This window comes from Pseudomonas sp. R4-15 (assembly GCF_055768815.1).
Genome location: NZ_CM147293.1, coordinates 1,616,744 through 1,640,025 on the forward strand (window position 1 = coordinate 1,616,744; position 23,282 = coordinate 1,640,025).

Sequence of the window (23,282 nt, forward strand, 5' to 3'; positions counted from 1 at the left end):
AGATGAAATCCAGTCGCCCCTATCTGATCCGCGCGCTTTACGAGTGGATCGTCGATAACGAATGTACGCCGCACCTGCTGGTGGATACCGAACAGCAGGGCGTGGAAGTGCCGACCGGTTATGCCAGGGATGGGCAGATCGTGCTCAACGTCTCGCCAATGGCGACGCGTGGCCTGAGCATGGACAACGAATGGATCACCTTCGAGAGCCGCTTTGGTGGAGTGCCGCATCAATTGCGCGTGCCTACGCCGGCTGTGATGGCGATCTATGCCCGCGAGAATGGGCAGGGGATGGTTTTCGAGGCGGAGGTTCCGGAGGTGGGGACTGCGCCGGACGCGAGCAAGGAGGTGACGCCGCTGAGTGCCGTGCCTGGTGACGGGGGCGAAGGTCCCGACGATGAACCGCCAAGGCCCAGCGGGCGGCCCAGTCTGAAGGTCGTCAAGTAGCGCTCGTTGGCCGCAGGGGCGGCGCAACGAGCGCCCGCCCTCAGTCGATGTATTCGAACAGCCTGACGATCTTCTGTACGCCCGATACGCTTTGTACCACGGACGTCGCATGGTCGGCTTCGGCATGGCTGACCAGGCCGAGTAGGAAGACGATGCCGTTTTCGGTGATCACCTTGATTCGCGAGCCGGGCACAGCGCTGTCGGTGAGCATCTGCGCCTTGATGCGGGTGGTGAGCCAGGCGTCGTTGCTGCGTGCCAGTGCGGAGGAAGGTGGCAGCACCTGCAGTTCGTTATGCACGCGTTTCACGCGTTGCACCTGCCCTGCGGCCTGTTCGGCCTTTTGCTTGAGGTCTTCGCGCGGCGTCTGGCCGGCGATCAGTACGACGCCGTTATAGCTGGCCACCACGATGTGCGAGTCGCTATCCAGGGCGGGGTCGGCCTTGGCGATATTGACCGCTGCCTTGGTTTCGATCAGCGAGTCGTCGATGGTGCTGCCGATGGTGCGGGTCCCGCGGTTGTCTTCGATCGGTGTGTCGCGGCTGGCAGTGAGCACCGAGCTGCATCCGGATACTCCCAGGCACAGGCTCAGGGCGAGCAGGGTAAGGCGATGGCGGGTCATTCTTCACTCCCGAACAGTTGACTGTCGATCTGATCGCAAAGGCAGTGGATCACCAGCAGGTGGACCTCCTGTATGCGCGCGGTAACGTTGGAGGGCACGCGGATCTCCACGTCCTCGGGCAGCAGCAGTGAAGCCATGCCGCCGCCGTCACGGCCGGTCAGCGCCACGACCAGCATCTCGCGGTCGTGGGCGGCCTGGATGGCCTGGATGACGTTGGCGGAGTTACCGCTGGTGGAAATCGCCAGCAGTACGTCACCGGGTTGGCCGAGGGCGCGGATCTGCTTGGAGAAGATCTCGTTGTAGCTGTAATCGTTGGCGATCGAGGTGAGCGTCGAGCTGTCGGTGGTCAAGGCCAGGGCCGGCAGGCTTGGGCGCTCGCGTTCGAAGCGATTGAGCAGCTCCGAGGAGAAATGCTGGGCGTCGCCGGCAGAGCCACCGTTGCCACAGGAGAGGATCTTGCCCTCTTGCAGGAGGGTGCCGACCATCAGTTGACTGGCTTGCTCGATGACCGGGGCCAGGCTTTCCATGGCCAACTGCTTTGTCTCGATGCTGGCTTTGAAGAGCTGGCGGATTCGCGATTGCATATCCATGGGTGTCGAACGGGTCTTCCGGATAGAGAGGGGGGACTTCAGCAGTCGAAGGCGTTGCGAATCCAGTCGGGACTGGCCTCGCGGTCGAGTTCGATGGCGATGACGTCGAAGCGGCAGGGGTGCGTACTCCAGCGGCTATGGGCGTGCAAATAATGGCGCGCGGCGTCGATAAGCTTGCCCTGCTTGCGTGCATCCACGCTGGCGAGGGCGCCACCCCAGGCGCGATGCTGGCGGTAGCGGACTTCGACGAATACTACTGTATCGCCGTCGAGCATGACCAGATCAAGCTCGCCTTGCCGACAGCGCCAGTTACGCTCCAGCAGGCGCAGACCCTGCCGTTCCAGGAACTCGCAGGCGCGCTGCTCGGCGAGCTGGCCTGCCTGGTTCATTGCTGGTTGAGGGGCTCGGCGGGAAGTTCGACGATGCGCCCGTCGCGGAACTGCGCCCAGGGTAGCTGGCGCTCCACGCGGTGTTGCGCGTTGAGTTGCAGGCTGCCGCTCTGGCCTTCCAGGCGTGTGCCGGGCAGCGCTTCGAGTTGGGCCAGGCGCGGGAACAGCAGGTAGGCGTCCGCCCCCATCGCATAGAGACGCCCGAGGCTGCTGGCGGCCTGGGGCCATTGCGCCGTCACCTGCTGGCGCAGCGGGCTGTCCTGCAGCAACCAGGGGGCATCGCAAAAGCGGATGCCTTCGAGGTCGAGGTACTGCGCGCGGTTGCCGCTGGCGGAATACAGGTTGGAGGTCGCGTACACCGGGATATCGCCGATGTACTGATAGACCATGATCGGGCGAATCTGCTGAGCCTGCAGCGGCGTCGCGGCGAGGAACAGGAAGTCCACGTCGCGGCGCTGACCAGCGCCTTCGGCGGAGCTGCCGAACAGGCTGCTGATCTGGTTGGACAGTTCGACCGGCTCGGCGATGCGCCGTGCGTCCACCAGGCTGCCGCCGCGTGCCTGCCAGGCGTCGCGGAACGCGACCAGTACGCGATCACCCCATTCGCCAGGGGGAACCAGGGCGACGGCCTTGCGCTTGCCATCGTTCCAGGCGCGCTCGGCAACGGTACGGGCTTCGTCCTCGGCGGCCAGGCCGAACTGGAAGAGCTGCGAAGGGGCTTGCTGGTCCGCATCGCTGTAGTTCAGCGCCAGTGTGGTCAGCGGCAGCTGTGGCAGGTCGGCCAGTTGCTTGACCAGGGATTTTTCCAGTGGGCCGATCACCAACTGCATGCCATCTGCCTTGGCCTGCGCATAGAAGGCCTGCATATCGCGTATCTGGCTGCTGTCGTACAGACGAATGTGAGGTGCCTGACCCTGTGCGGCAGCCTGGAAGTGGGCGGCGAGGAAGCCGTCACGCAGCGCGCGGGCGACATTCGACAGCGGGCCGCTCTGTGGCAGTAACAGGGCCACCTGTTCCAGCGGGCGGTCGGCGAGTGCCATCAGCGTCTGCAGCGGCTTCGGCAGTTGCAGGGCCGCGGGATGCTGAGGGTTGGCGCGTTGCCAGTTCTGGATCGATTCTTTCTGCTGCGCCAGGGTCCCTGGGGTACGAGCCGCCTGGGCCAGGGCCAGCCAGCCGGCCAGCTCGGGATCGCTGGCGCCGGCTTGGGCCTGGTCGGCGGGTAGATTGGAGACCAGCGACCAGATGGCTTCATGGTTCGCGGTGGCCTGGGGCTGTGGCAGCAGCGGGGCGATGAACACGCGTTCGCGGGCGGCGGCGAGGGTCTGGCCATCGGCCTCCAGGGCGGCGGCGCGTGCCAGTGAAGTGCGAATCTGCTGTTCGACAGGCAGCTGCTCGAGGAAGCTCATGCCGGGGACTTGCAAGGCCGAAAGGGCGGCCTTGGCATCATGGGCTGCCAGCGCCAGCTCGGCAGCGAGGGTCGCACCGAAGACCTGCTCGGCGGGTTTGAGCGTATTGAGGTCCACCTGGGCGAGGATGTCGCGGGCGCGGTCCCGGTTTCCGTCGCGGGCGGCCTGCTCGGCTGCCGCTAGTCGCAGCGAGGCGGCCTCCTCGGCATCGGCCGCGGTGGCCTGTTGCAGCATCTGTTCGACACTGGCCTGAGGGATTCGGGGCAGCTCCCCCAGGGGTGAGCGCGGGGTGGCGCAGGCGGTGAGCAGGCAGGCGAGGGCGAAAAGAGCTAGCGGGCGCAGGCTGGCGATCATGGGGTGTCCCGTGATTCGTTCGGAGGAACGGCCGATTGTACCCAAGCGCCGCCGGGTGCGCGACGCCGCGTCCTGGAAAGCCGGTACAATGCGCACTTTGTTCCTGTTGCGAGGTGTGTGTTGAATCCTTCCGAGCTGCCTTCCCCGGGCACCCTGTACGTGGTCGCCACACCGATCGGCAATCTGGAGGATATCGGTGCCCGTGCGCTGCGCGTGCTGGCCGATGTGGCGCTGATCGCCGCGGAAGACACCCGGCACTCGGCGCGGCTGCTGCAGCACTTCGGCATCCAGACGCCGATGGCGGCCTGTCACGATCACAACGAGCGGGACGAGGGCGGGCGTTTCATTGCACGCCTGCAGGCGGGTGACGACGTCGCATTGATTTCCGACGCCGGGACGCCACTGGTTTCCGACCCGGGTTTTCATCTGGTGCGACAGGCGCGCGCTGCCGGTATCCGTGTCGTGCCGGTGCCGGGCGCTTGTGCTCTGATCGCGGCGCTATCGGCGGCAGGGCTGGCTTCGGATCGTTTCGCTTTCGAGGGATTTCTGCCGGCCAAGGCGGCGGGGCGGCAGGCGCGCCTGCAGGCTCTCGTAGAAGAGTCGCGCACGCTGATCTTCTACGAGGCCCCGCACCGCGTGCTGGAGAGTCTCGGCGATCTGCGCGATGCCTTTGGTGGGGAGCGCGAGGCGGTGCTGGCGCGGGAGCTGAGCAAGGCGTTCGAGACCATTCGCGGTCTGCCGCTGGCGCAGCTGTACGACTGGGTGGCTTCGGATAGCAACCAGCAACGGGGTGAGTGCGTGCTGCTGGTGGCGGGCTGGAAACCCCCGCAAGGCGATGTCGAGCATGTCCCGGCGCAGGCGCTGCGGGTGCTCGATCTGCTGCTCGCCGAATTGCCGCTCAAGCGGGCGGCGGCGCTGGCGGCCGAGATCACCGGCGTGCGCAAGAACCTGCTCTACCAGTTGGGGCTCGAGCGCAAGGGTTGAATGGCTCGGCCCGGCTGTGATGGCAACTTGCAGCACAGGGCCTGCCTTCGTTAATCTAGCCGGCGGAGAGTCGATCGGGCAGTCGCTGTCCCCATGTGCTCAGGTACTGGGGAGGGAGGAAAGTCCGGGCTCCATAGGGCGGAGTGCCAGGTAACGCCTGGGAGGCGCGAGCCTACGGAAAGTGCCACAGAAAACAACCGCCTAAGCGCGCAAGCGCCGGTAAGGGTGAAAAGGTGCGGTAAGAGCGCACCGCACGACTGGCAACAGTTCGTGGCTAGGTAAACCCCACTCGGAGCAAGACCAAATAGGGTTCCATTGGCGTGGCCCGCGCTGGAACCGGGTAGGTTGCTAGAGGCAGTCAGCGATGGCTGTCGTAGAGGAATGACTGTCCTCGACAAAACCCGGCTTACAGATCGACTCTCCTCCTTCCTTCTTTCCCCCGCGTTTCTAATGCCTAAACGATATTAAAGTTAACGCTTTACTTTAAGTGTTGAAGTGACGCGTTTGTTTTTATTGGATTTTTCCCTCCGCATTTTTCTCCCATCTCGCTTTTTCGCCGCGAAATCGTACGTAAATTGCCGTTCTGTAAGGATTTTTTAGTCCTTGGCAGCGCTTGACCTGTATCAGGTGCGTTTCTATAGTGTGCGGCAGTGGTAGGAAGTGGCATGAAGTGGGTCGATAGGGCGAAAAATTATTACGTAGGTGGGGAATCACGGCCTTGTTCCGCGGAGCGAACGCAATCAGCCTCGACGCCAAAGGGCGGCTCGCGATGCCAAGTCGGTATCGCGATGAGCTCGTTGCGCGCTGCGAAGGCCAATTGATCGTCACCGTCGACGCCATCGACCCCTGCCTTTGCCTTTATCCGCTGCCCGAGTGGGAACAGATCGAAGCCAAGCTGCGCGCATTGCCCTCCTTTCGTGAGGAGACTCGGCGCTTGCAGCGCGTGCTGATCGGCAATGCCGTCGATCTGGAACTCGACGGTAGCGGGCGCTTCCTGGTGCCGCCCCGCCTGCGCAGTTACGCCGGGCTGGAAAAGCGGGTGATGCTGGTGGGGCAACTGAACAAGTTCCAGTTGTGGGACGAAGATGCCTGGAACGCGTTGGCCGACGCGGACCTGGCTGCCATCAAGGAAACCGGCGGTATGCCGGACGAACTGCAAGACCTGACTCTATGACCAGCACCTTCAGCCATATCAGCGTGATGCTCGACGAAGCCGTCGAGGGACTCGCCGTGCGCGCGGAGGGTTGCTATGTGGACGGCACGTTCGGGCGCGGAGGGCATAGCAGGGCGATCCTGCAGCGGCTGGGGCCCGATGGTAGGTTGCTGGGGTTCGACAAAGACCCCCTGGCGATTCAGTCGGGGCAAGCACTAGCGGCCGAGGATGGCCGCTTTGTCGTTGTGCGGCGCAGTTTTGCGGAACTTATCGACGAATTGGCTGTCGCCGGCCTCGTCGGGCGTCTTGCCGGTGTTCTCCTGGATCTGGGTGTCTCATCGCCGCAGTTGGATGATCCCCAGCGCGGTTTCAGTTTCCAGCAGGACGGTCCGCTGGACATGCGCATGGACCCTGAGCGTGGCATGAGTGCAGCCCAGTGGATCGCCAGTGCCGCCGAGGACGAGATTGCACGCGTCTTCAAGGACTATGGTGAGGAGCGCTTCGCTCGGCGCATGGCGCGTGCCATCGTCGCACGCCGAGAGGTTCAGCCTTTTCTGCGTACTGCCGACCTGGCCGAGGTGGTCAGTCAGGCGAACCCCGCCTGGGAGAAAGGCAAGCATCCGGCAACGCGCGCCTTCCAGGCGCTGCGCATTCAGGTCAACGACGAACTGGGCGATCTGGAGCGCGGCCTGGAGGCAGCACTCGATGCACTGGAAGTCGGTGGGCGCCTTTCGGTGATCAGTTTCCATTCCCTGGAAGATCGCATCGTCAAACGCTTCATGCGTCGCCATGCCAAGGGCGAACGGGACGATCTGCCGCGTGATCTGCCGATCATTCCCAAGGCGTTCGAGCCTCGCCTGAAGCTGGTCGGCAAGCCCGTGTTCGCTTCCGACGCCGAAGTGCGCGCCAACCCGCGCGCGCGAAGCGCGGTGCTGCGCATCGCGGAGAAGCTGCGATGAGCCGTCTGTTCGCCAAGCCCTTGCCGCGCGGCAGCCTGCTGCTCGGGCTGCTGTTCGCCGGCGTGCTCGGCTCGGCGGTGGCGGTGTCCTATACCGCGTACTGGAACCGCAAGTTGCTCAACGAGCTGTACGGCGAGCTCTCCGTGCGTGACAAGGCCCAGGCCGAGTGGGGTCGGCTGATCCTCGAGCAGAGCACCTGGACGGCCCACAGTCGTATCGAGACGCTGGCCACCGAGCAGCTCGGTATGCGTATTCCTGCCGCGGACGAAGTCCGCCTGGTGAAGCCATGAAAGGCCTCGAAGGCGCACTCTATCCCTGGCGCTTCCGGGTCGTCCTCGGCCTGCTCGCGCTGATGGTCGGCGCCATCGCCTGGCGCATCGTCGACCTGCATGTGGTCGACCACGACTTCCTGAAGAACCAGGGCGACGCGCGCAGCGTGCGGCACATCTCGATTCCCGCGCACCGTGGGCTGATCACCGATCGCAACGGCGAGCCGCTGGCGGTGAGTACCCCGGTGACCACGCTGTGGGCGAACGGCAAGGAATTGCAGGGTGCCAAGGATCGTTGGGGCGAACTCGCCGCGGCGCTCGGCCAGCCGCCTGCCGAACTCGCCGAACGCCTGTCGTCCAACGCCGAGCGTGAATTCATGTATCTGGTGCGCGGCCTGACGCCGGAGAAAGGCCAGGAAGTGCTGGGCCTGAAGATCCCGGGCGTTTACTCGATGGAGGAATTCCGTCGTTTCTACCCGGCGGGCGAGGTGTCGGCCCATGTGGTCGGCTTCACCGATATCGACGATCACGGCCGCGAAGGCATGGAACTGGCCTACGAGCAGTGGCTTGCCGGCGTGCCGGGCAAGCGCCAGGTGCTCAAGGATCGCCGTGGCCATCTGATTCGCGATTTGCAGGTCACGCGCAACGCCAAGGCTGGCAAGACCCTGGCGCTGTCCATCGACCTGCGCCTGCAGTACCTCGCCCACCGCGAGCTGCGCAACGCGCTGGTCGAGTTCGGTGCGAAGGCCGGCAGCCTGGTGATGATCGACGTGAAGACCGGCGAGATTCTCGCCATGGTCAACCAGCCCACCTACAACCCGAACAACCGTCGCAACCTGCAGCCGGCGGCCATGCGTAACCGGGCGATGATCGACGTCTTCGAGCCTGGCTCGACGATGAAGCCGATTTCCATGAGCGCTGCACTGGAGTCCGGTCGTTGGAAGCCCAGCGACATCGTCGAAGTCTGGCCCGGCTCGTTGCGCATCGGTCGCTACACCATTCGTGACGTGACCCGCAGCGAAGGCCGTGAGCTGGACTTGACCGGCATCCTCATCAACTCCTCCAACGTCGGCATGAGCAAGGTCGCCTTCGATATCGGTGGCGAGGCGATCCACGAGGTCATGCGCAAGGTCGGCTTCGGTCAGGACACGGGTCTGGGCTTCCCCGGCGAACGCGTGGGCAACCTCCCCAGTCATCGCGAATGGCACCAGGCGGAGACCGCCACGCTGTCCTACGGCTACGGCCTTTCGGTGACCGCGGTACAACTGGCCCATGCCTACGCCACGCTGGCCAACGATGGTCGCGCGGTGCCGCTGTCGCTGGTGCGTGTGGATCAGGCTCCGCAGGGCGCCCAGGCGATTCCCGAAAACGTGGCGAAGACCATCCAGGGCATGCTCGAGCAGGTCATCGAGGCGCCACGGGGTGTCTATCGCGCGCAGGTGCCCGGCTATCACGTGGCGGGCAAGAGCGGTACCGCGCGCAAAGCCTCGGTCGGCACCAAGGGCTACCAGGAAAATGCCTATCGCTCGTTGTTCGCCGGCTTCGGACCGATGAGCGACCCGCGCATCGCCATCGCGGTGGTCATCGACGAACCCAGCAAGGGCGGCTACTACGGCGGCCTGGTTTCCGCGCCGGTGTTCAGTCGCGTGATGTCCGGCGCGCTGCGTCTGAAGAACATCGCTCCGGACAACCTGCCGAGCACCGACACGCAGACCGCCGATGCCGGCGCCAATCGCGGAGGGCGAGGCTGATGGCCGTTGCGTTGGAGAAATTGCTGCCCCAGGCCGGGGCTTCGGTGATGCTGCGGCAGATGACCCAGGACAGTCGCGAGGTACGCCCTGGCGATCTGTTCGTCGCGGTTCCCGGTCTGCATCAGGATGGTCGAGCGCATATCGCCGATGCCCTGGCGCGTGGCGCCGCCGCAGTCGTTTATGAAGCCGAGGGTGCGGGGCAATTGCCGGTGACGGACATCCCGCTGCTGCAGGTGCGCGGCCTGGGTAGCCAGCTCTCGGCCCTGGCCGGGCGCTTCTATGGCGAGCCTTCACGTAGTCTGCGCCTGCTCGGGGTGACCGGAACGAATGGCAAGACCAGCGTCAGCCAGCTGATTGCCCAGGCGCTGGATCGTCTCGGCGAACGCTGCGGCATTCTCGGCACCCTGGGCAACGGTTTCCATGGCGCGTTGCGCAGTGGCCGGCACACCACGCCGGATTCCATCTCGGTGCAATACGCCCTCGCCGAACTCAAGCAGGCCGGCGCCCGCGCCGTGGCCATGGAGGTTTCCTCCCATGGTCTGGACCAGGGCCGCGTTGCGGCGCTGGACTTCGATGTCGCGGTGTTCACCAACCTCAGCCGCGACCACCTCGACTACCACGGCAGCATGCAGGCCTATGGCGCCGCCAAAGCACGCCTGTTCGCCTGGCCCAACCTGCGTTGCCGGGTGATCAATCTCGATGACGCGTTCGGACGCGAGCTGGCCGCCAGCGAGGCGGACTCACGCCTGATCGGCTACAGCCTCGAGGACGCCGGCGCCTTCCTTTATTGCCGGCGCGCCGAATTCGACGAGCACGGTATTCGCGCCGAGCTGGTCACGCCCCAGGGCGAGGGTCTGCTGCGCAGTCCGCTGCTCGGACGCTTCAACTTGAGCAACCTGCTGGCCTGCGTCGGCGCGCTGCTCGCGCTGGGCTACCCGCTGGACGAGATCCTGCGCCAAGTACCGGAACTGAACGCACCAGCCGGGCGCATGCAGCGCCTGGGCGGCGGCGAGCAGCCGTTGGTGGTGGTCGACTATGCACACACCCCGGATGCCCTGGAGCAGGTCCTCGGTGCCCTGCGTCCTCACGTGCAGGGCGAGTTGAACTGCCTGTTCGGCTGCGGTGGTGATCGTGACCGTGGCAAGCGGCCTCTGATGGCACAGGTCGCCGAGCGTCTCGCTGATCGTGTCCTGGTCACCGACGACAATCCGCGCAGCGAAGACCCGGCACGCATCTTCGATGACATCCGTGCCGGCTTTGCCGAGCCGGAGCGCGTCGAGTTTCGCCATGGACGCGGTGCGGCAATTGCCGCTGCCGTGGCCGCGGCCAAGGCCGGCGACGTGGTGCTGCTGGCCGGCAAGGGACATGAGGATTACCAAGAGATCGATGGCGTGCGCCACGCGTTTTCCGACCTGCTCGAAACCGAGCGGGCGTTGCAGCAATGGAGTGCCGGGCATGCTTGAGCCAATGAGCCTGACGGCGATCGCCGATGTGCTGCAGGGACGTCTGGTCGGCGCCGACGCGAGCTTCTCCTCGGTCTGCACCGACAGCCGCGCGCTGCGTCCCGGCCAGTTGTTCGTCGCGTTGGTCGGGCCGCGCTTCGATGGTCACGACTATCTGCCGGCGGTAGCTGCCAAGGGCGCCGCTGCAGCGCTGGTCTCGCAGCCGATGAAGGGCGTCGATCTGCCCCAGTTGCTCGTGGCCGATACGCGCCTGGCGCTGGGTCGCCTGGGTGCGTTGAATCGTGACCGCTTCGGCGGTCGTGTCGCCGCCGTCACCGGTTCCAGCGGCAAGACCACCGTCAAGGAACTGCTGGCCTCCATTCTGAGCCGGCAGGGCCCGGTACTGGCGACTCGGGGCAACCTGAACAACGACCTGGGCGCACCCTTGACCCTGCTCGAGCTGGCGCCCGAGCACCAGTCGGCGGTCATCGAGCTGGGTGCCTCTGCCGTCGGCGAGATTGCCTATACCGTGTCCATGACCCGCCCCGACGTGGCTATCCTGACCAACGCCGGTAGCGCCCATGTCGGCGCCTTCGGCGGACCGGAGAAGATCGTCGAGGCCAAGGGCGAGATCATCGACGGCCTGGCTGGCGACGGCACCGCCGTACTCAATCTGGACGACCCGTCGTTCGCCATCTGGAGTGCGCGCGCCGGTACCCGCCGTGTCCTGAGCTTCTCTCTGGTGGATGCCCAGGCCGACCTCTATGCCCACGACCTGCAGCGCGACGCGCGGGGTTGCGTGGCGTTCGAACTCGCTGGGGTGGCCGGCCAGGCGCACGTGCAGCTCAACCTGTTGGGCGAGCACAACGTGGCCAATGCCTTGGCCGCCGCAGCAGCTGCGCATGCCCTGGACGTACCGTTGGCGACCCTCGTCGAAGGGCTGCAGGCCATGCGGCCGGTCAGCGGTCGCGCCACTACGCTGCAAGCGCTGAGCGGCGCGAGGGTCATCGACGACAGCTACAACGCCAACCCTGCCTCCATGTGCGCCGCGGTCGACCTGCTCGCGGGTTTCACCGGTCGTCGCATCCTCGTGCTGGGGGACATGGGCGAGCTGGGCGAATGGGCCGAAGAAGGCCACGCCCAGGTTGGCAGCCACGCCCGCGGCAAGGTGGATGCCCTGTTTGCCACCGGCCCCCTGATGAGCCATGCGGTCGCCGCCTTCGGCCCCGGCGCACGGCATTTCCCTGACCAGGCCAGCCTGCTCGAAGCGCTCGTCGCCGAGACTGGCCCGGATACCACTCTTCTCGTAAAAGGCTCTCGCAGCGCGGCGATGGACAAGATCGTCGCTGTCCTGTGCGGCACGGAGGCTCACTGATCATGCTGCTGCTGCTGGCAGAGTATCTGCAACAATTCCACAAGGGCTTCGGGGTCTTCCAGTATCTGACCCTGCGCGGCATTCTCGGCGTGCTCACCGCGCTGGTGCTCGCGCTGTGGCTCGGTCCCTGGATGATCCGCACCCTGCAGTTGCGGCAGATCGGCCAGGCCGTGCGCAACGACGGCCCGCAGTCGCACCTGTCGAAGAAGGGCACGCCGACGATGGGCGGCGCGCTGATCCTCTCTGCGATCGCGATCAGCACGCTGCTCTGGGCCGACCTGTCCAACCGCTACGTGTGGACCGTACTGCTGGTCACCCTGCTGTTCGGCGCCATCGGCTGGGTCGACGACTACCGCAAGGTGATCGAAAAGAACTCCCGCGGCCTGCCAAGCCGCTGGAAGTATTTCTGGCAGTCGGTATTCGGCCTGGGCGCCGCGCTGTTCCTCTGGCTCACCGCGCAAACCCCGGAAGAGACCACGCTGTTCCTGCCGCTGCTGAAGAACATCGAGATTCCGCTGGGCTTCGGCTTCGTGGTGCTGACCTATTTCGTCATCGTCGGCTCGAGCAACGCGGTGAACCTCACCGACGGTCTCGATGGCCTGGCGATCATGCCGACGGTGATGGTCGGTGGTGCCCTGGGCATCTTCTGCTACCTGTCGGGCAACGCGAATTTCTCCGAGTACCTGCTGATCCCGTCGATCCCCGGGGCCGGCGAGCTGATCATCTTCTGCGGCGCGCTGATCGGCGCCGGGCTGGGCTTCCTCTGGTTCAACACCTACCCCGCGCAGGTCTTCATGGGCGATGTCGGCGCGCTGGCGCTGGGCGCCGCGCTGGGCACCATCGCGGTGATCGTTCGCCAGGAAGTCGTGCTGTTCATCATGGGCGGCATCTTCGTCGTCGAGACCCTGTCGGTGATCATCCAGGTCGCCAGTTTCAAACTGACCGGCAAGCGGGTCTTCCGCATGGCGCCCATCCACCACCATTTCGAACTCAAGGGCTGGCCCGAGCCCCGCGTGATCGTGCGCTTCTGGATCATCACGGTGATCCTGGTGCTGATCGGCCTGGCCACTCTGAAGCTGCGTTGAGGACGCCATGAGCCTGATCGCTTCCGACCAGTTCCGCATCGTTGTCGGCCTCGGCAAGAGCGGCATGTCCCTGGTGCGCTACCTGGCGCGCCAGGGCTTGCCGTTCGCCGTGGCCGATACCCGTGCGAGCCCGCCGGAGCTGGAAACGCTCAAGCGCGACTTCCCCCAGGTCGAGGTGCGTTGCGGCGAGCTGGACGTGGAATTCCTCTGCCGCGCCGCCGAGCTCTATGTCAGTCCCGGCCTGCCGTTGGCCACGCCGGCGCTACAGGCTGCCGAGCTGCGCGGGGTGAAACTGTCGGGTGACATCGAACTGTTCGCCCGCGCGGCGCGTGCGCCGATCGTGGCGATCACCGGTTCCAACGCCAAGAGCACCGTCACCACTCTGGTCGGCGAGATGGCGCAAGCCGCGGGCAAGCGCGTCGCGGTGGGCGGCAACCTCGGCACGCCGGCACTCGACTTGCTGGACGAGGCCGTCGAGCTCTACGTCATCGAGCTGTCCAGCTTCCAGTTGGAGAGCAGCGAGCGGCTGAACGCCGAAGTGGCCACCTGCCTCAACGTCAGTGAAGACCACATGGACCGCTACAGTGGCCTGCCGGCCTACCACCTGGCCAAGCACCGGATCTTCCGTGGCGCCCGCCAGGTGGTGGTGAATCGGGACGATGCGCTGTCGCGGCCGCTGATCGCCGAGCAGGTGCCGTGCTGGACCTTCGGCCTGGGCAAGCCCGACTTCAAGGGCTTCGGCCTGCTCGAGGAGGCCGGTGAGTTGCACCTGGCCTTCGAGTTCACCGCGCTGATGCCGGTGCGCGAGCTGAAGATCCGCGGCGCCCACAACCAGTCCAACGCGCTCGCTGCTCTGGCCCTGGGTCACGCGGCCGGCCTGCCGTTCGCGCCAATGCTGGAAACCCTGCGCACCTTCACCGGCCTGGCGCACCGCTGCCAGTGGGTCGGCGCACGCCAGGGCGTGGATTACTACGACGATTCCAAGGCGACCAACGTCGGCGCCGCGCTGGCGGCCATCGACGGCCTGGGTGCGGATATCGCCGGCAAGCTGGTCCTGATCGCCGGCGGCGACGGCAAAGGCGCCGATTTCGCCTCGCTGCACCCGGCGGTGCAGCGCTACTGCCGTGCGGTGATCCTGCTCGGTCGTGATGCCGGCAAGCTGGCGGATGCGCTCCACGGTGCTGCGCCGCTGCTGCGCGTCGCGAGCCTCGACGAGGCGGTGGCGCTGGCCGCGCAACAGGCCCAGGCGGGCGATGCCGTGCTGCTTTCGCCGGCCTGCGCGAGCCTGGACATGTTCCGTAACTTCGAGGAACGCGGACGTCTGTTCGCCCGTGCGGTGGAGGGCCTGGCATGATCGACTGGCTGCGCCGCGAACCCTCGCCGCTGTTCAACCCCCGCGGCATCGACCTGGACTTCCCGCTGCTCGCCGGTTGCCTGGCATTGCTCGGCCTGGGCCTGGTGATGATCACCTCGGCGTCCTCCGAGGTCGCCTCGGCGAACGCCGGCACGCCGTTCTATTACATGGTCCGTCACCTCGTTTACCTGGCAATCGGTAGCGTGGCTTGTCTGGCGACCCTGCTGGTGCCGATGGCGCTCTGGCAGCGCCTGGGCTGGTGGCTGCTCGCCACCGCCTTCGTACTGTTGCTGGCGGTGCTGGTGCCGGGCATCGGCCGCGAGGTCAACGGCTCGATGCGCTGGATCGGTTTCGGCATGTTCAACATCCAGCCGTCGGAGATCGCCAAGGTCTTCGTGGTGCTCTACCTGGCCGGCTACCTGGTGCGCCGTCAGCAGGAAGTGCGCGAAAGCTGGGGTGGCTTCTTCAAGCCTTTCGTGGTGCTGCTGCCCATGGCGCTGCTGCTGCTGATGGAGCCGGACTTCGGCGCCACCGTGGTGCTGATGGGGGCGGCTGCGGCGATGCTCTTCCTCGGTGGCGTCGGTCTGTTCCGCTTCGGCCTGTTGGTGGCTTTGGCCGGCCTGGCGGTGTTCGTGCTGGTGCAGGCGCAGCCCTATCGCATGGCGCGTTTGACCACCTTTACCGATCCCTGGGCGGACCAGTTCGGCTCCGGCTATCAGCTGACCCAGGCGCTGATCGCCTTCGGCCGCGGCGAATGGCTGGGCGTAGGCCTGGGCAACAGCATCCAGAAGCAGTTCTACCTGCCCGAGGCGCACACCGACTTCGTCTTCGCCGTGCTTGCCGAGGAACTGGGCATGGTGGGTGCGCTGCTCACCGTAGCGCTGTTCGTCTTCGTCAGCGTGCGTGCCCTCTACATCGGCCTGTGGGCCGAACGCGCCAAGCAGTTTTTCTCCGCCTACGTGGCGTTTGGCCTGGCGGTGCTGTGGATCGGCCAGTTCCTCATCAACATCGGCGTGAACATCGGCCTGCTGCCGACCAAGGGCCTGACCCTGCCGTTCCTTTCCTACGGCGGCAGCTCGCTGGTGATCTGCTGCGTCAGCCTGGGGCTGTTGTTGCGCATCGAGTGGGAACGCCGCAACGGCATGCTCGGCAGCGAGGACGTGGAATTCGGCGAAGAGGATTTTCCCTTGGATGCACTGGAGGGCGCCCGGCATGGCCGCTAGGGTCCTGATCATGGCAGGTGGCACCGGTGGCCATGTGTTTCCGGCGCTGGCCTGTGCCCGCGAGTTCCAGGCGCGTGGCTTCGAGGTGCATTGGCTGGGTACGCCGCGCGGTATCGAGAACGAGCTGGTGCCGGCCGCCGGGCTGCCGCTGCATCGCATCCAGGTCAGTGGCTTGCGTGGCAAGGGCAAGCTGTCGCTGCTCAAGGCGCCGCTGCAATTGCTGCGGGCGCTGGCGCAGGCTCGTCGCGTTGTGCGCGAACTGCGTCCGGTGTGCGTGCTGGGGCTGGGTGGCTATGTCACCGGTCCTGGCGGTCTGGCCGCGAAGCTGGCAGGCGTGCCGCTGGTGATCCACGAGCAGAACGCCGTTGCCGGTACCGCCAACCGCAGTCTGGCACCGCTGGCCAAGCGCGTCTGCGAGGCCTTCCCGGGGACCTTCACCGCCAGCGATAAGCGTCGCACCACCGGCAATCCGGTGCGTAGCGAGCTGTTCCTCGAGCCGCGTACGGCGCTCGATGGCCGTCGGCCACGCCTGTTGGTGCTCGGCGGCAGCCTGGGGGCCGAACCGTTGAACAAGCTGTTGCCGCAGGCCCTGGCGCAACTGCCCGAGGACGTGCGTCCGCAGGTGTTCCACCAGGCCGGCAGGCAGCATGCCGAGATCACCGCGCAACGCTATCGCGAAGCCGGCGTCGAGGCGCGCGTCGAGCCCTTCGTATCCGATATGGCCGCGGCCTATGCCGAGGCCGACCTGGTGGTCTGCCGCGCCGGTGCGCTGACCATCAGCGAGCTGGCCGCGACCGGACTGCCGGCGCTGCTGGTGCCGCTGCCGCACGCCATCGATGACCACCAGACCCATAACGCCCGATTCCTGGCGGACGCCGGCGCTGCCGTGCTGCTGCCGCAGGCGAGCCTGGACGCCGAGCGTCTGGCCGCCCAACTGAGCGAGATCCTGATGCAACCGCAATTGCTGCAGCGCATGGCCGCCACCGCCCGTGGCCTGGCCAAGCCCGACGCCACCCGGCAGGTGGTGGATATCTGCCTGGAGGTGGCCCGTGGCTAAGTCTCCTGCGGCGGTCAAGGCCGAAGTCCGGCGCATGCGCCGCATCCGTCGTGTGCATTTCGTCGGTATCGGCGGGGTCGGCATGTGCGGCATCGCCGAGGTGCTGCTCAACCTGGGCTACGAAGTTTCCGGTTCGGACCTGCGCGCCTCGCCGGTCACCGAGCGCCTGGCGCAGTTCGGCGCACAGATCTTCATCGGCCACCAGGCCGGCAACATCGCAGGTGCCGATGTGCTGGTGGTATCCAGCGCGGTGAACACCAGCAACCCGGAAGTGGCCCTGGCGCTGGAGCAGCGCATCCCGGTGGTGCCGCGTGCGGAAATGCTCGCCGAGCTGATGCGTTATCGCCACGGCATCGCGGTGGCCGGCACCCACGGCAAGACCACCACCACCAGCTTGCTGGCCTCGGTATTCGCCGCCGGTGGGCTGGACCCGACCTTCGTCATCGGCGGGCGCCTGACCGCCGCCGGCACCAATGCGCAACTGGGCAGCAGCCGCTACCTGATCGCCGAGGCCGATGAGAGCGATGCGAGCTTCCTGCATTTGCAGCCGATGGTTGCGGTGGTCACCAACATCGACGCCGACCACATGGCCACCTACGGCGGCGATTTCGGCAAGCTGAAGAAGACCTTCGTCGACTTCCTGCACAACCTGCCGTTCTACGGTCTGGCGGTGCTCTGCGTGGACGACCCGGTGGTGCGCGAGCTGCTGCCGCAAGTCGGCCGGCCGACGCTCACCTACGGCTTCTCCGAGGATGCCGACCTGCGCGCGGTGGACGTGCGCCAGGAAGGCATGCGTACCCACTTCACCCTGCTGCGCAAGGACCGCGAGCCGTTGGCGTTGTCGGTCAACATGCCGGGCAACCACAACGTACTGAACGCACTGGCGACCTTCGCCGTGGCCAGTGACGAAGGCATCGACGAGGGCGACATCGCCCGTGGCCTGGCGGACTTCCAGGGCGTCGGCCGGCGCTTCCAGGTGTATGGCGAGCTGCAGGTGGACGGCGGCAGCGTGATGCTGGTCGACGACTACGGCCACCATCCGCGCGAGGTCGCTGCGGTGATCAAGGCCGTGCGTGGCGGTTGGCCCGAGCGGCGCCTGGTGATGGTCTACCAGCCGCACCGCTACAGCCGTACCCGCGATCTTTACGAAGACTTCGTGCAGGTGCTTGGCGATGCCAACGTGCTGTTGCTGATGGAGGTCTATCCGGCCGGCGAGGAGCCGATACCCGGTGCCGACAGCCGTCGCCTGTGCCACAGCATCCGCCAGCGCGGTCAGCTCGATCCGATCTACGTCGAGCGCGGCGCCAACCTCGCGCCGGTGCTCGGGCCGCTGCTCAAGCCCGGCGACATCCTGCTCTGCCAGGGCGCCGGCGACATTGGCGCATTGGCGCCGCAACTGCTGCGTAGCCCGCTGTTCGGCGGGCAAGGGGAAGGTCAATGAGCGCGCGTCGCAGTCTGCCCGCGGCCAGCGAATTCGGTCGCGTCGCCGTGCTCTACGGTGGCGCCAGTGCCGAGCGCGACGTGTCGCTGAAGTCCGGCGCCATGGTGCTGCAGTCGCTGCAGCAGGCCGGCGTGGATGCCTTCGGCATCGATGTGGGGACGGATTTCCTCGAGCGCCTGAGCCAGGAGAAGATCGACCGCGCGTTCATCGTGCTGCATGGTCGCGGTGGCGAAGACGGCTCGATGCAGGGTCTGCTCGAGTGCGCCGGAATTCCCTACACCGGCAGCGGCATCCTCGCCTCGGCCCTGGCCATGGACAAGCTGCGCACCAAGCAGGTGTGGACCAGCCTGGGCCTGCCGACCCCCTTGCACGCGGTCTTGCGCAATGAATCCGACTGCCGGTCGGCCGCTACGGAACTGGGCTTCCCGCTGATCGTCAAACCGGCCCATGAAGGTTCCAGTATCGGCATGGCCAAGGTGACAAATCTCGACGAACTCGTCGTTGCCTGGCAGGCCGCGCGTCAATTCGATTCCCAGGTATTGGTGGAGCAGTGGATCCACGGACCGGAGTTCACCATCGCGATGCTCGGCGAGGAAGTGCTGCCGCCGATCGCACTGGGGACGCCGCATACGTTCTACGACTACGACGCCAAGTACCTGGCCGCCGATACCCAGTACCGCATTCCCTGCGGGCTCAGCCCCGAGAAAGAAGCCGAGTTGCGCGAGCTGACCGCCCGCGCCTGCGAGGCCGTGGGGACGCGCGGCTGGGCACGCGTCGACGTGATGCAGGACGCCGACGGCGCCTTCTGGCTGCTGGAGGTCAACACCGTTCCCGGCATGACCGATCACAGCCTGGTGCCGATGGCCGCGCGTGCCGCTGGCCTGGACTTCCCGCAACTGGCGCTGACGGTGCTCGCCGACAGCCTCGAGGCGAGGAGCTGAACATGGGCGCCGTCCTCTTCCGCGATACGCCGCAACTGCGTGGCCCGATGCGCAGCAAGCCGACCCCGCGGGGCGCCAGCCGCCCGGTGGTGCATGAGCCGCTGCGCCTGCGTCTGCCGCGTCCGAGCCTGGCGGGCGTCAAGCGCATGGCCTGGCCGTTCCTGCTGCTCGCGCTCGGTGCCGGTGCCTACCAACTGTCGGATGAGTTGCTGCCCTATGCCGATCGGCCGATCGCCAAGGTCAGCGTCGAGGGCAACCTGGGTTACATCGACCAGCAGGCTGTGCAGCAGCGCATCGCGCCCTACGTCAATGCGCGCTTCTTCGGCATCGACCTGGACGGCATGCGCCAGGCGCTGGAAAGCATGCCCTGGATCGCCCGTGCCGAAGTTGGCCGTGTGTGGCCGGACGAGGTGCACGTGCGCCTCGACGAGCAATTGCCGATTGCCCGCTGGGGCGACGCCAAACTGCTCAACAACGTCGGCGAGGCCTTCGCCCCGCGGCGTCTGGAGAGCTACGACTACCTGCCGCGCCTGGACGGCCCGAGCCGTGCGCAACAGCGCGTGATGCAGCAGTACCAGGTCCTCAGCCAGATGCTGCGGCCGCTGGGCTTTTCCATCGTCGGTCTGGAGTTGCGCGAGCGGGGCAGCTGGTTCGCCCGTCTGCGCGCCAACGAAAGCGGCGAGCAACTGGACATGCTGCTGGGGCGCGAGCACCTGGTGGAGAAGATTCGGCGTTTCGCCGGCATCTATGAGAAGGCCCTCAAGGGCCAGATCGCGAACGTAGAGCGGGTCGACCTGCGCTATCCCCACGGCCTTGCCGTGGGTTGGCGCGAACTGCCCGCGGAGGCGGCGGCGAAGGTCGCTGCCGCGCAATGAACCGAGGAGAACGGGACAGCATGTCAAGCGTGCAAAGCGGCAAGATGATCGTCGGCCTGGACATCGGCACCTCCAAGGTGGTGGCCCTGGTGGGCGAGCTGACGGCTGACGGCGACCTGGAGATCGTCGGCATCGGCACGCACCCCTCGCGCGGCCTGAAGAAGGGCGTGGTGGTGAACATCGAATCCACCGTGCAGTCGATCCAGCGCGCCGTCGAAGAAGCGCAGTTGATGGCCGGCTGCCGTATCCACTCGGCGTTCGTCGGCGTGGCGGGCAATCACATTCGCAGTCTGAATTCACACGGCATCGTGGCCATCCGTGACCGTGAGGTCAGCCCCGCTGATCTCGAGCGCGTACTGGATGCTGCACAGGCCGTAGCGATACCGGCCGACCAGCGGGTCTTGCACACGCTGCCGCAGGACTATGTCATCGACAATCAGGAAGGCGTGCGCGAGCCGCTGGGAATGTCGGGGGTGCGCCTGGAGGCGAAGGTCCATGTGGTGACCTGTGCGGTGAACGCCGCGCAGAACGTCGAGAAGTGCGTGCGTCGCTGCGGCCTGGAAGTGGACGACATCATTCTCGAGCAACTGGCCTCGGCCTATTCGGTGCTCACCGAGGACGAGAAGGAACTGGGCGTGTGCCTGGTGGACATCGGTGGGGGTACCACCGATATCGCGATCTTCACCGAAGGCGCCATCCGTCATACCGCAGTGATCCCGATTGCTGGCGATCAGGTGACCAACGACATCGCCATGGCGTTGCGTACGCCCACCCAGTACGCCGAGGAAATCAAGATTCGCTACGCCTGCGCCCTGGCCAAGCTGGCCGGCGCCGGCGAGACGATCAAGGTGCCCAGCGTAGGCGACCGTCCGCCCCGCGAGCTGTCCCGCCAGGCCCTGGCCGAGGTGGTCGAGCCGCGCTACGACGAGTTGTTCACGCTGATTCAGGCGGAATTGCGGCGCAGTGGCTACGAGGATCTGATTCCGGCCGGTATCGTCCTCACCGGCGGTACTTCGAAGATGGAAGGTGCGGTCGAACTGGCGGAGGAAATCTTCCACATGCCGGTGCGCCTGGGCACGCCCTACAGCGTCAAGGGGCTCGCCGACGTGGTCCGCAACCCGATCTATTCCACCGGCGTTGGCCTGCTGCTCTACGGCCTGCGCAAGCAGTCGGACGGCATTCCGTCCAGCGGCAGCCCGGTGCACTACGACGACGAACCCAAGGTTTCACCCCTGGAGCGCATCAAGCGCTGGGTCCAGGGCAATTTCTAACACATCGCGGCAGCGGTAGCGGTAACTCCAAAAAGGCGAAAGGAGAGGGGAAATGTTCGAATTGGTAGATAACGTTCCACAGACGGCAGTCATCAAAGTCATCGGTGTCGGTGGCGGTGGCGGCAACGCCGTTAATCACATGGCCACCTGCGGTATCGAAGGCGTCGAGTTCATCACCGCCAACACCGATGCCCAGGCGCTCAAGAACATCACTGCGCGCACCGTGCTGCAGCTTGGCCCCAGCGTCACCAAGGGCCTGGGCGCGGGCGCTAATCCGGATGTCGGCCGCCAGGCCGCGCTGGAAGACAAGGACCGCATCGCCGAAGTCCTGCAGGGCACCGACATGGTGTTCATCACCACCGGCATGGGGGGCGGTACCGGTACCGGCGCCGCTCCGGTCATCGCCCAGGTGGCGAAGGAGATGGGTATCCTCACCGTGGCCGTGGTCACCCGCCCGTTCCCCTTCGAGGGACGCAAGCGCATGTCCATCGCCGACGAGGGCATCAAGTCCCTGGCCGACAGCGTCGACTCGCTGATCACCATCCCCAACGAGAAACTGCTGACCATCCTCGGCAAGGATGCGAGCCTGCTGTCCGCCTTCGCCAAGGCCGACGACGTGCTCGCCGGCGCCGTGCGCGGCATCTCCGACATCATCAAGCGTCCGGGCATGATCAACGTCGACTTCGCCGACGTGAAGACCGTGATGAGCGAGATGGGCATGGCGATGATGGGCACCGGCTGCGCCAGTGGCCCGAACCGTGCCCGCGAGGCCACCGAGGCGGCGATTCGCAATCCGCTGCTCGAGGACGTCAACCTGCAGGGCGCGCGCGGTATCCTGGTGAACATCACCGCCGGTCCGGATCTGTCCCTGGGTGAGTACTCGGACGTCGGTAGCATCATCGAGCAGTTCGCCTCCGAGCAGGCCACCGTCAAGGTCGGCACCGTGATCGATCCGGACATGCGCGACGAACTGCACGTCACCGTGGTCGCCACGGGCCTGGGCATGCGTATCGAGAAGCCGGTCAAGGTGGTCGACAACACCCTTCAGGTGGCTGCCGCGCCCGCAGCACAGCCGGCTGCGCCGCAGCACAACCCGGAAGGTGGCGTGGACTACAAGCGCTACGAGCGTCCGACCGTGCAGCGCCAGCACAGCAATGCCGCCGCCGCCGCCAAGCTGAGTGCCCAGGAAGATCTCGACTACCTGGACATCCCGGCTTTCCTGCGTCGTCAGGCTGATTGAGGGAGGCTATCGAAGGGATCGCGCTGATTGGTGTGAAGCAAAATCGGGTTCTGCTATCATTCCCGACCATTCTTCATAGCCTTTCGCAGTATCGCTCACGGCCATCGACATGATCAGACAACGCACCTTGAAGAACATCATCCGCGCCACCGGCGTCGGCCTGCACTCGGGGGAAAAGGTTTACCTGACCCTCAAGCCGGCGCCGGTGGACAGCGGCATCGTGTTCCGTCGCATCGATCTCGACCCCGTCGTCGAGATTCCCGCGCGCGCCGAAAACGTCGGTGAAACCACCATGTCGACCACGCTGTTCAACGGCGAGGTCAAGGTGGACACCGTCGAGCATTTGCTCTCGGCGATGGCGGGGCTGGGCATCGACAACGCCTATGTCGAACTGTCCGCCTCCGAGGTGCCGATCATGGACGGCAGTGCCGGCCCCTTCGTCTTCCTCATCCAGTCCGCCGGCTTGCAAGAGCAGGACGCGCCGAAGAAGTTCATCCGCATCAAACGCCAGGTGACCGTGGAGGAGGGCGACAAGCGCGCCACCTTCATTCCCTTCGACGGTTTCAAGGTCAGTTTCGAGATCGACTTCGACCACCCCGTGGTCCGTGGTCGCACGCAAGTCGCCAGCGTGGATTTCTCGAGCACCTCGTTCGTCAAGGAAGTCAGCCGCGCGCGGACCTTCGGTTTCATGCGCGACCTGGAGTTCCTGCGTTCCCATAACCTGGCGCTGGGCGGCAGTGTGGACAACGCCATCGTGGTCGACGAGGACCGCGTGCTCAATGAAGACGGCCTCCGTTACGAGGACGAGTTCGTCAAGCACAAGATTCTCGACGCCATCGGCGACCTCTACCTGCTCGGCTTCAGCCTGATCGGCGAGTTTCGGGGCTACAAGTCCGGTCACGCGCTGAACAACCGGCTGTTGCGTACCCTCATTGCCGATCGCGATGCCTGGGAGACGGTGACCTTCGATAGCCTCGAAGCGGCACCGATCTCCTACATGCGGCCTGCCGCGGCCGTATAGCGTCACCCCTCCCTTTGAGGCCGCCTTCGGGCGGCCT

22 protein-coding genes and 1 other RNA gene are annotated in these 23,282 nt (G+C 65.9%); 19 read left to right on the top strand and 4 right to left on the bottom strand.

Annotated features, from left to right (window positions below; all coding sequences use genetic code 11):
* Positions 1–2 precede the first annotated feature (2 nt).
* Positions 3–446 (top strand): ClpXP protease specificity-enhancing factor, encoded by a 444-nt coding sequence (locus tag ACYRGX_RS07605; RefSeq protein WP_473056004.1) that lies wholly within the window; start codon positions 3–5, stop codon positions 444–446.
* A 40-nt stretch (positions 447–486) separates the two neighbouring features.
* Here ACYRGX_RS07605 and ACYRGX_RS07610 read toward each other — a convergent pair whose 3' ends face one another.
* Genes ACYRGX_RS07610 through ACYRGX_RS07625 form a run of 4 tightly spaced genes read right to left on the bottom strand, consistent with a single transcriptional unit; the run spans position 487 to position 3,804 of the window.
* The gene (locus ACYRGX_RS07610) at positions 487–1,065 is read right to left on the bottom strand and encodes a BON domain-containing protein (RefSeq protein ID WP_473056005.1); all 579 of its coding nucleotides are present in this window, start codon (positions 1,063–1,065) and stop codon (positions 487–489) included.
* Positions 1,062–1,655 (bottom strand): phosphoheptose isomerase, encoded by a 594-nt coding sequence (locus ACYRGX_RS07615; protein WP_473056006.1) that lies wholly within the window; start codon positions 1,653–1,655, stop codon positions 1,062–1,064. The genes ACYRGX_RS07610 and ACYRGX_RS07615 overlap by 4 nt, the downstream gene beginning before the upstream one ends.
* Before the next feature lie 38 nt (positions 1,656–1,693).
* Positions 1,694–2,044 (bottom strand): YraN family protein, encoded by a 351-nt coding sequence (locus ACYRGX_RS07620; RefSeq protein WP_473056007.1) that lies wholly within the window; start codon positions 2,042–2,044, stop codon positions 1,694–1,696.
* Positions 2,041–3,804: a penicillin-binding protein activator gene (locus ACYRGX_RS07625; RefSeq protein ID WP_473056008.1), complete on the bottom strand. Its 1,764-nt coding sequence runs from the start codon at positions 3,802–3,804 to the stop codon at positions 2,041–2,043. The genes ACYRGX_RS07620 and ACYRGX_RS07625 overlap by 4 nt, the downstream gene beginning before the upstream one ends.
* 135 nt (positions 3,805–3,939) lie before the next feature.
* Between ACYRGX_RS07625 and rsmI the strand changes: the two genes are divergently transcribed.
* The 18 genes from rsmI to lpxC all read left to right on the top strand — a co-directional run bounded on the left by rsmI (position 3,940) and on the right by lpxC (position 23,245).
* The gene (gene rsmI, locus ACYRGX_RS07630) at positions 3,940–4,788 is read left to right on the top strand and encodes a 16S rRNA (cytidine(1402)-2'-O)-methyltransferase (protein WP_473056650.1); all 849 of its coding nucleotides are present in this window, start codon (positions 3,940–3,942) and stop codon (positions 4,786–4,788) included.
* A 66-nt stretch (positions 4,789–4,854) separates the two neighbouring features.
* An RNA gene (gene rnpB, locus ACYRGX_RS07635) (RNase P RNA component class A) lies at positions 4,855–5,213 on the top strand.
* Positions 5,214–5,506: 293 nt separating this feature from the next.
* Positions 5,507–5,962 (top strand): division/cell wall cluster transcriptional repressor MraZ, encoded by a 456-nt coding sequence (gene mraZ / locus ACYRGX_RS07640; protein ID WP_473056009.1) that lies wholly within the window; start codon positions 5,507–5,509, stop codon positions 5,960–5,962.
* Positions 5,959–6,900 carry a 16S rRNA (cytosine(1402)-N(4))-methyltransferase RsmH gene (rsmH, locus tag ACYRGX_RS07645; RefSeq protein ID WP_473056010.1) on the top strand — a complete coding sequence of 314 codons (942 nt, stop codon included), beginning with the start codon at positions 5,959–5,961 and terminating at the stop codon, positions 6,898–6,900. The genes mraZ and rsmH overlap by 4 nt, the downstream gene beginning before the upstream one ends.
* A complete protein-coding gene (ftsL, locus tag ACYRGX_RS07650; RefSeq protein WP_473056011.1) occupies positions 6,897–7,190 on the top strand; it encodes a cell division protein FtsL in 294 nt (97 codons plus the stop codon). Before rsmH ends, ftsL begins: the two co-directional genes overlap by 4 nt.
* Positions 7,187–8,920 carry a peptidoglycan D,D-transpeptidase FtsI family protein gene (locus ACYRGX_RS07655; protein ID WP_473056012.1) on the top strand — a complete coding sequence of 578 codons (1,734 nt, stop codon included), beginning with the start codon at positions 7,187–7,189 and terminating at the stop codon, positions 8,918–8,920. Before ftsL ends, ACYRGX_RS07655 begins: the two co-directional genes overlap by 4 nt.
* On the top strand, positions 8,920–10,383 hold the full coding sequence (gene murE / locus ACYRGX_RS07660) for a UDP-N-acetylmuramoyl-L-alanyl-D-glutamate--2,6-diaminopimelate ligase (protein ID WP_473056013.1): 1,464 nt from the start codon (positions 8,920–8,922) through the stop codon (positions 10,381–10,383). The genes ACYRGX_RS07655 and murE overlap by 1 nt, the downstream gene beginning before the upstream one ends.
* Positions 10,376–11,737 (top strand): UDP-N-acetylmuramoyl-tripeptide--D-alanyl-D-alanine ligase, encoded by a 1,362-nt coding sequence (locus ACYRGX_RS07665; RefSeq protein ID WP_473056014.1) that lies wholly within the window; start codon positions 10,376–10,378, stop codon positions 11,735–11,737. The genes murE and ACYRGX_RS07665 overlap by 8 nt, the downstream gene beginning before the upstream one ends.
* Before the next feature lie 2 nt (positions 11,738–11,739).
* The gene (gene mraY / locus ACYRGX_RS07670; RefSeq protein ID WP_473056015.1) at positions 11,740–12,822 is read left to right on the top strand and encodes a phospho-N-acetylmuramoyl-pentapeptide-transferase; all 1,083 of its coding nucleotides are present in this window, start codon (positions 11,740–11,742) and stop codon (positions 12,820–12,822) included.
* A 7-nt stretch (positions 12,823–12,829) separates the two neighbouring features.
* Positions 12,830–14,176, top strand: a complete 1,347-nt coding sequence (gene murD, locus ACYRGX_RS07675) for a UDP-N-acetylmuramoyl-L-alanine--D-glutamate ligase (protein ID WP_473056016.1) — start codon at positions 12,830–12,832, stop codon at positions 14,174–14,176.
* Positions 14,173–15,399, top strand: coding sequence for a putative lipid II flippase FtsW (gene ftsW, locus ACYRGX_RS07680; RefSeq protein ID WP_473056017.1), 1,227 nt, complete (start codon positions 14,173–14,175; stop codon positions 15,397–15,399). The genes murD and ftsW overlap by 4 nt, the downstream gene beginning before the upstream one ends.
* Entirely contained in the window at positions 15,389–16,456 is a 1,068-nt protein-coding gene (gene murG / locus ACYRGX_RS07685; RefSeq protein WP_473056018.1) for an undecaprenyldiphospho-muramoylpentapeptide beta-N-acetylglucosaminyltransferase, read from the top strand. Before ftsW ends, murG begins: the two co-directional genes overlap by 11 nt.
* Before the next feature lie 34 nt (positions 16,457–16,490).
* Entirely contained in the window at positions 16,491–17,897 is a 1,407-nt protein-coding gene (gene murC / locus ACYRGX_RS07690) for a UDP-N-acetylmuramate--L-alanine ligase (protein ID WP_473056651.1), read from the top strand.
* A complete protein-coding gene (locus tag ACYRGX_RS07695; RefSeq protein WP_473056019.1) occupies positions 17,894–18,838 on the top strand; it encodes a D-alanine--D-alanine ligase in 945 nt (314 codons plus the stop codon). Before murC ends, ACYRGX_RS07695 begins: the two co-directional genes overlap by 4 nt.
* Positions 18,839–18,840: 2 nt before the next feature.
* Positions 18,841–19,713 carry a cell division protein FtsQ/DivIB gene (locus tag ACYRGX_RS07700; RefSeq protein ID WP_473056020.1) on the top strand — a complete coding sequence of 291 codons (873 nt, stop codon included), beginning with the start codon at positions 18,841–18,843 and terminating at the stop codon, positions 19,711–19,713.
* A gap of 20 nt (positions 19,714–19,733) precedes the next feature.
* Positions 19,734–20,984, top strand: a complete 1,251-nt coding sequence (gene ftsA, locus ACYRGX_RS07705) for a cell division protein FtsA (protein ID WP_473056021.1) — start codon at positions 19,734–19,736, stop codon at positions 20,982–20,984.
* Between the two features lie 52 nt (positions 20,985–21,036).
* Complete coding sequence (ftsZ, locus tag ACYRGX_RS07710) at positions 21,037–22,224, top strand: cell division protein FtsZ (protein WP_473056022.1); 1,188 nt, start codon at positions 21,037–21,039, stop codon at positions 22,222–22,224.
* A gap of 109 nt (positions 22,225–22,333) precedes the next feature.
* A complete protein-coding gene (lpxC, locus tag ACYRGX_RS07715; RefSeq protein WP_473056023.1) occupies positions 22,334–23,245 on the top strand; it encodes a UDP-3-O-acyl-N-acetylglucosamine deacetylase in 912 nt (303 codons plus the stop codon).
* Positions 23,246–23,282 lie beyond the last annotated feature (37 nt).

Excerpts from the sequence above, each read along its gene's own strand:
- ACYRGX_RS07605 (WP_473056004.1), top strand. The coding sequence starts at position 3 with ATGAAATCCAGTCGCCCCTATCTGATCCGCGCGCTTTACGAGTGGATC.
- ACYRGX_RS07620 (WP_473056007.1), bottom strand. The coding sequence starts at position 2,044 with ATGAACCAGGCAGGCCAGCTCGCCGAGCAGCGCGCCTGCGAGTTCCTG.
- ACYRGX_RS07610 (WP_473056005.1), bottom strand. The coding sequence starts at position 1,065 with ATGACCCGCCATCGCCTTACCCTGCTCGCCCTGAGCCTGTGCCTGGGA.
- ACYRGX_RS07700 (WP_473056020.1), top strand. The coding sequence starts at position 18,841 with ATGGGCGCCGTCCTCTTCCGCGATACGCCGCAACTGCGTGGCCCGATG.
- ACYRGX_RS07625 (WP_473056008.1), bottom strand. The coding sequence starts at position 3,804 with ATGATCGCCAGCCTGCGCCCGCTAGCTCTTTTCGCCCTCGCCTGCCTG.
- mraY (WP_473056015.1), top strand. The coding sequence starts at position 11,740 with ATGCTGCTGCTGCTGGCAGAGTATCTGCAACAATTCCACAAGGGCTTC.
- murD (WP_473056016.1), top strand. The coding sequence starts at position 12,830 with ATGAGCCTGATCGCTTCCGACCAGTTCCGCATCGTTGTCGGCCTCGGC.
- ftsL (WP_473056011.1), top strand. The coding sequence starts at position 6,897 with ATGAGCCGTCTGTTCGCCAAGCCCTTGCCGCGCGGCAGCCTGCTGCTC.
- ACYRGX_RS07615 (WP_473056006.1), bottom strand. The coding sequence starts at position 1,655 with ATGGATATGCAATCGCGAATCCGCCAGCTCTTCAAAGCCAGCATCGAG.
- ftsW (WP_473056017.1), top strand. The coding sequence starts at position 14,173 with ATGATCGACTGGCTGCGCCGCGAACCCTCGCCGCTGTTCAACCCCCGC.
- murG (WP_473056018.1), top strand. The coding sequence starts at position 15,389 with ATGGCCGCTAGGGTCCTGATCATGGCAGGTGGCACCGGTGGCCATGTG.
- ftsZ (WP_473056022.1), top strand. The coding sequence starts at position 21,037 with ATGTTCGAATTGGTAGATAACGTTCCACAGACGGCAGTCATCAAAGTC.
- rsmH (WP_473056010.1), top strand. The coding sequence starts at position 5,959 with ATGACCAGCACCTTCAGCCATATCAGCGTGATGCTCGACGAAGCCGTC.
- lpxC (WP_473056023.1), top strand. The coding sequence starts at position 22,334 with ATGATCAGACAACGCACCTTGAAGAACATCATCCGCGCCACCGGCGTC.
- ftsA (WP_473056021.1), top strand. The coding sequence starts at position 19,734 with ATGTCAAGCGTGCAAAGCGGCAAGATGATCGTCGGCCTGGACATCGGC.
- ACYRGX_RS07655 (WP_473056012.1), top strand. The coding sequence starts at position 7,187 with ATGAAAGGCCTCGAAGGCGCACTCTATCCCTGGCGCTTCCGGGTCGTC.
- ACYRGX_RS07665 (WP_473056014.1), top strand. The coding sequence starts at position 10,376 with ATGCTTGAGCCAATGAGCCTGACGGCGATCGCCGATGTGCTGCAGGGA.
- murC (WP_473056651.1), top strand. The coding sequence starts at position 16,491 with ATGCGCCGCATCCGTCGTGTGCATTTCGTCGGTATCGGCGGGGTCGGC.
- murE (WP_473056013.1), top strand. The coding sequence starts at position 8,920 with ATGGCCGTTGCGTTGGAGAAATTGCTGCCCCAGGCCGGGGCTTCGGTG.
- ACYRGX_RS07695 (WP_473056019.1), top strand. The coding sequence starts at position 17,894 with ATGAGCGCGCGTCGCAGTCTGCCCGCGGCCAGCGAATTCGGTCGCGTC.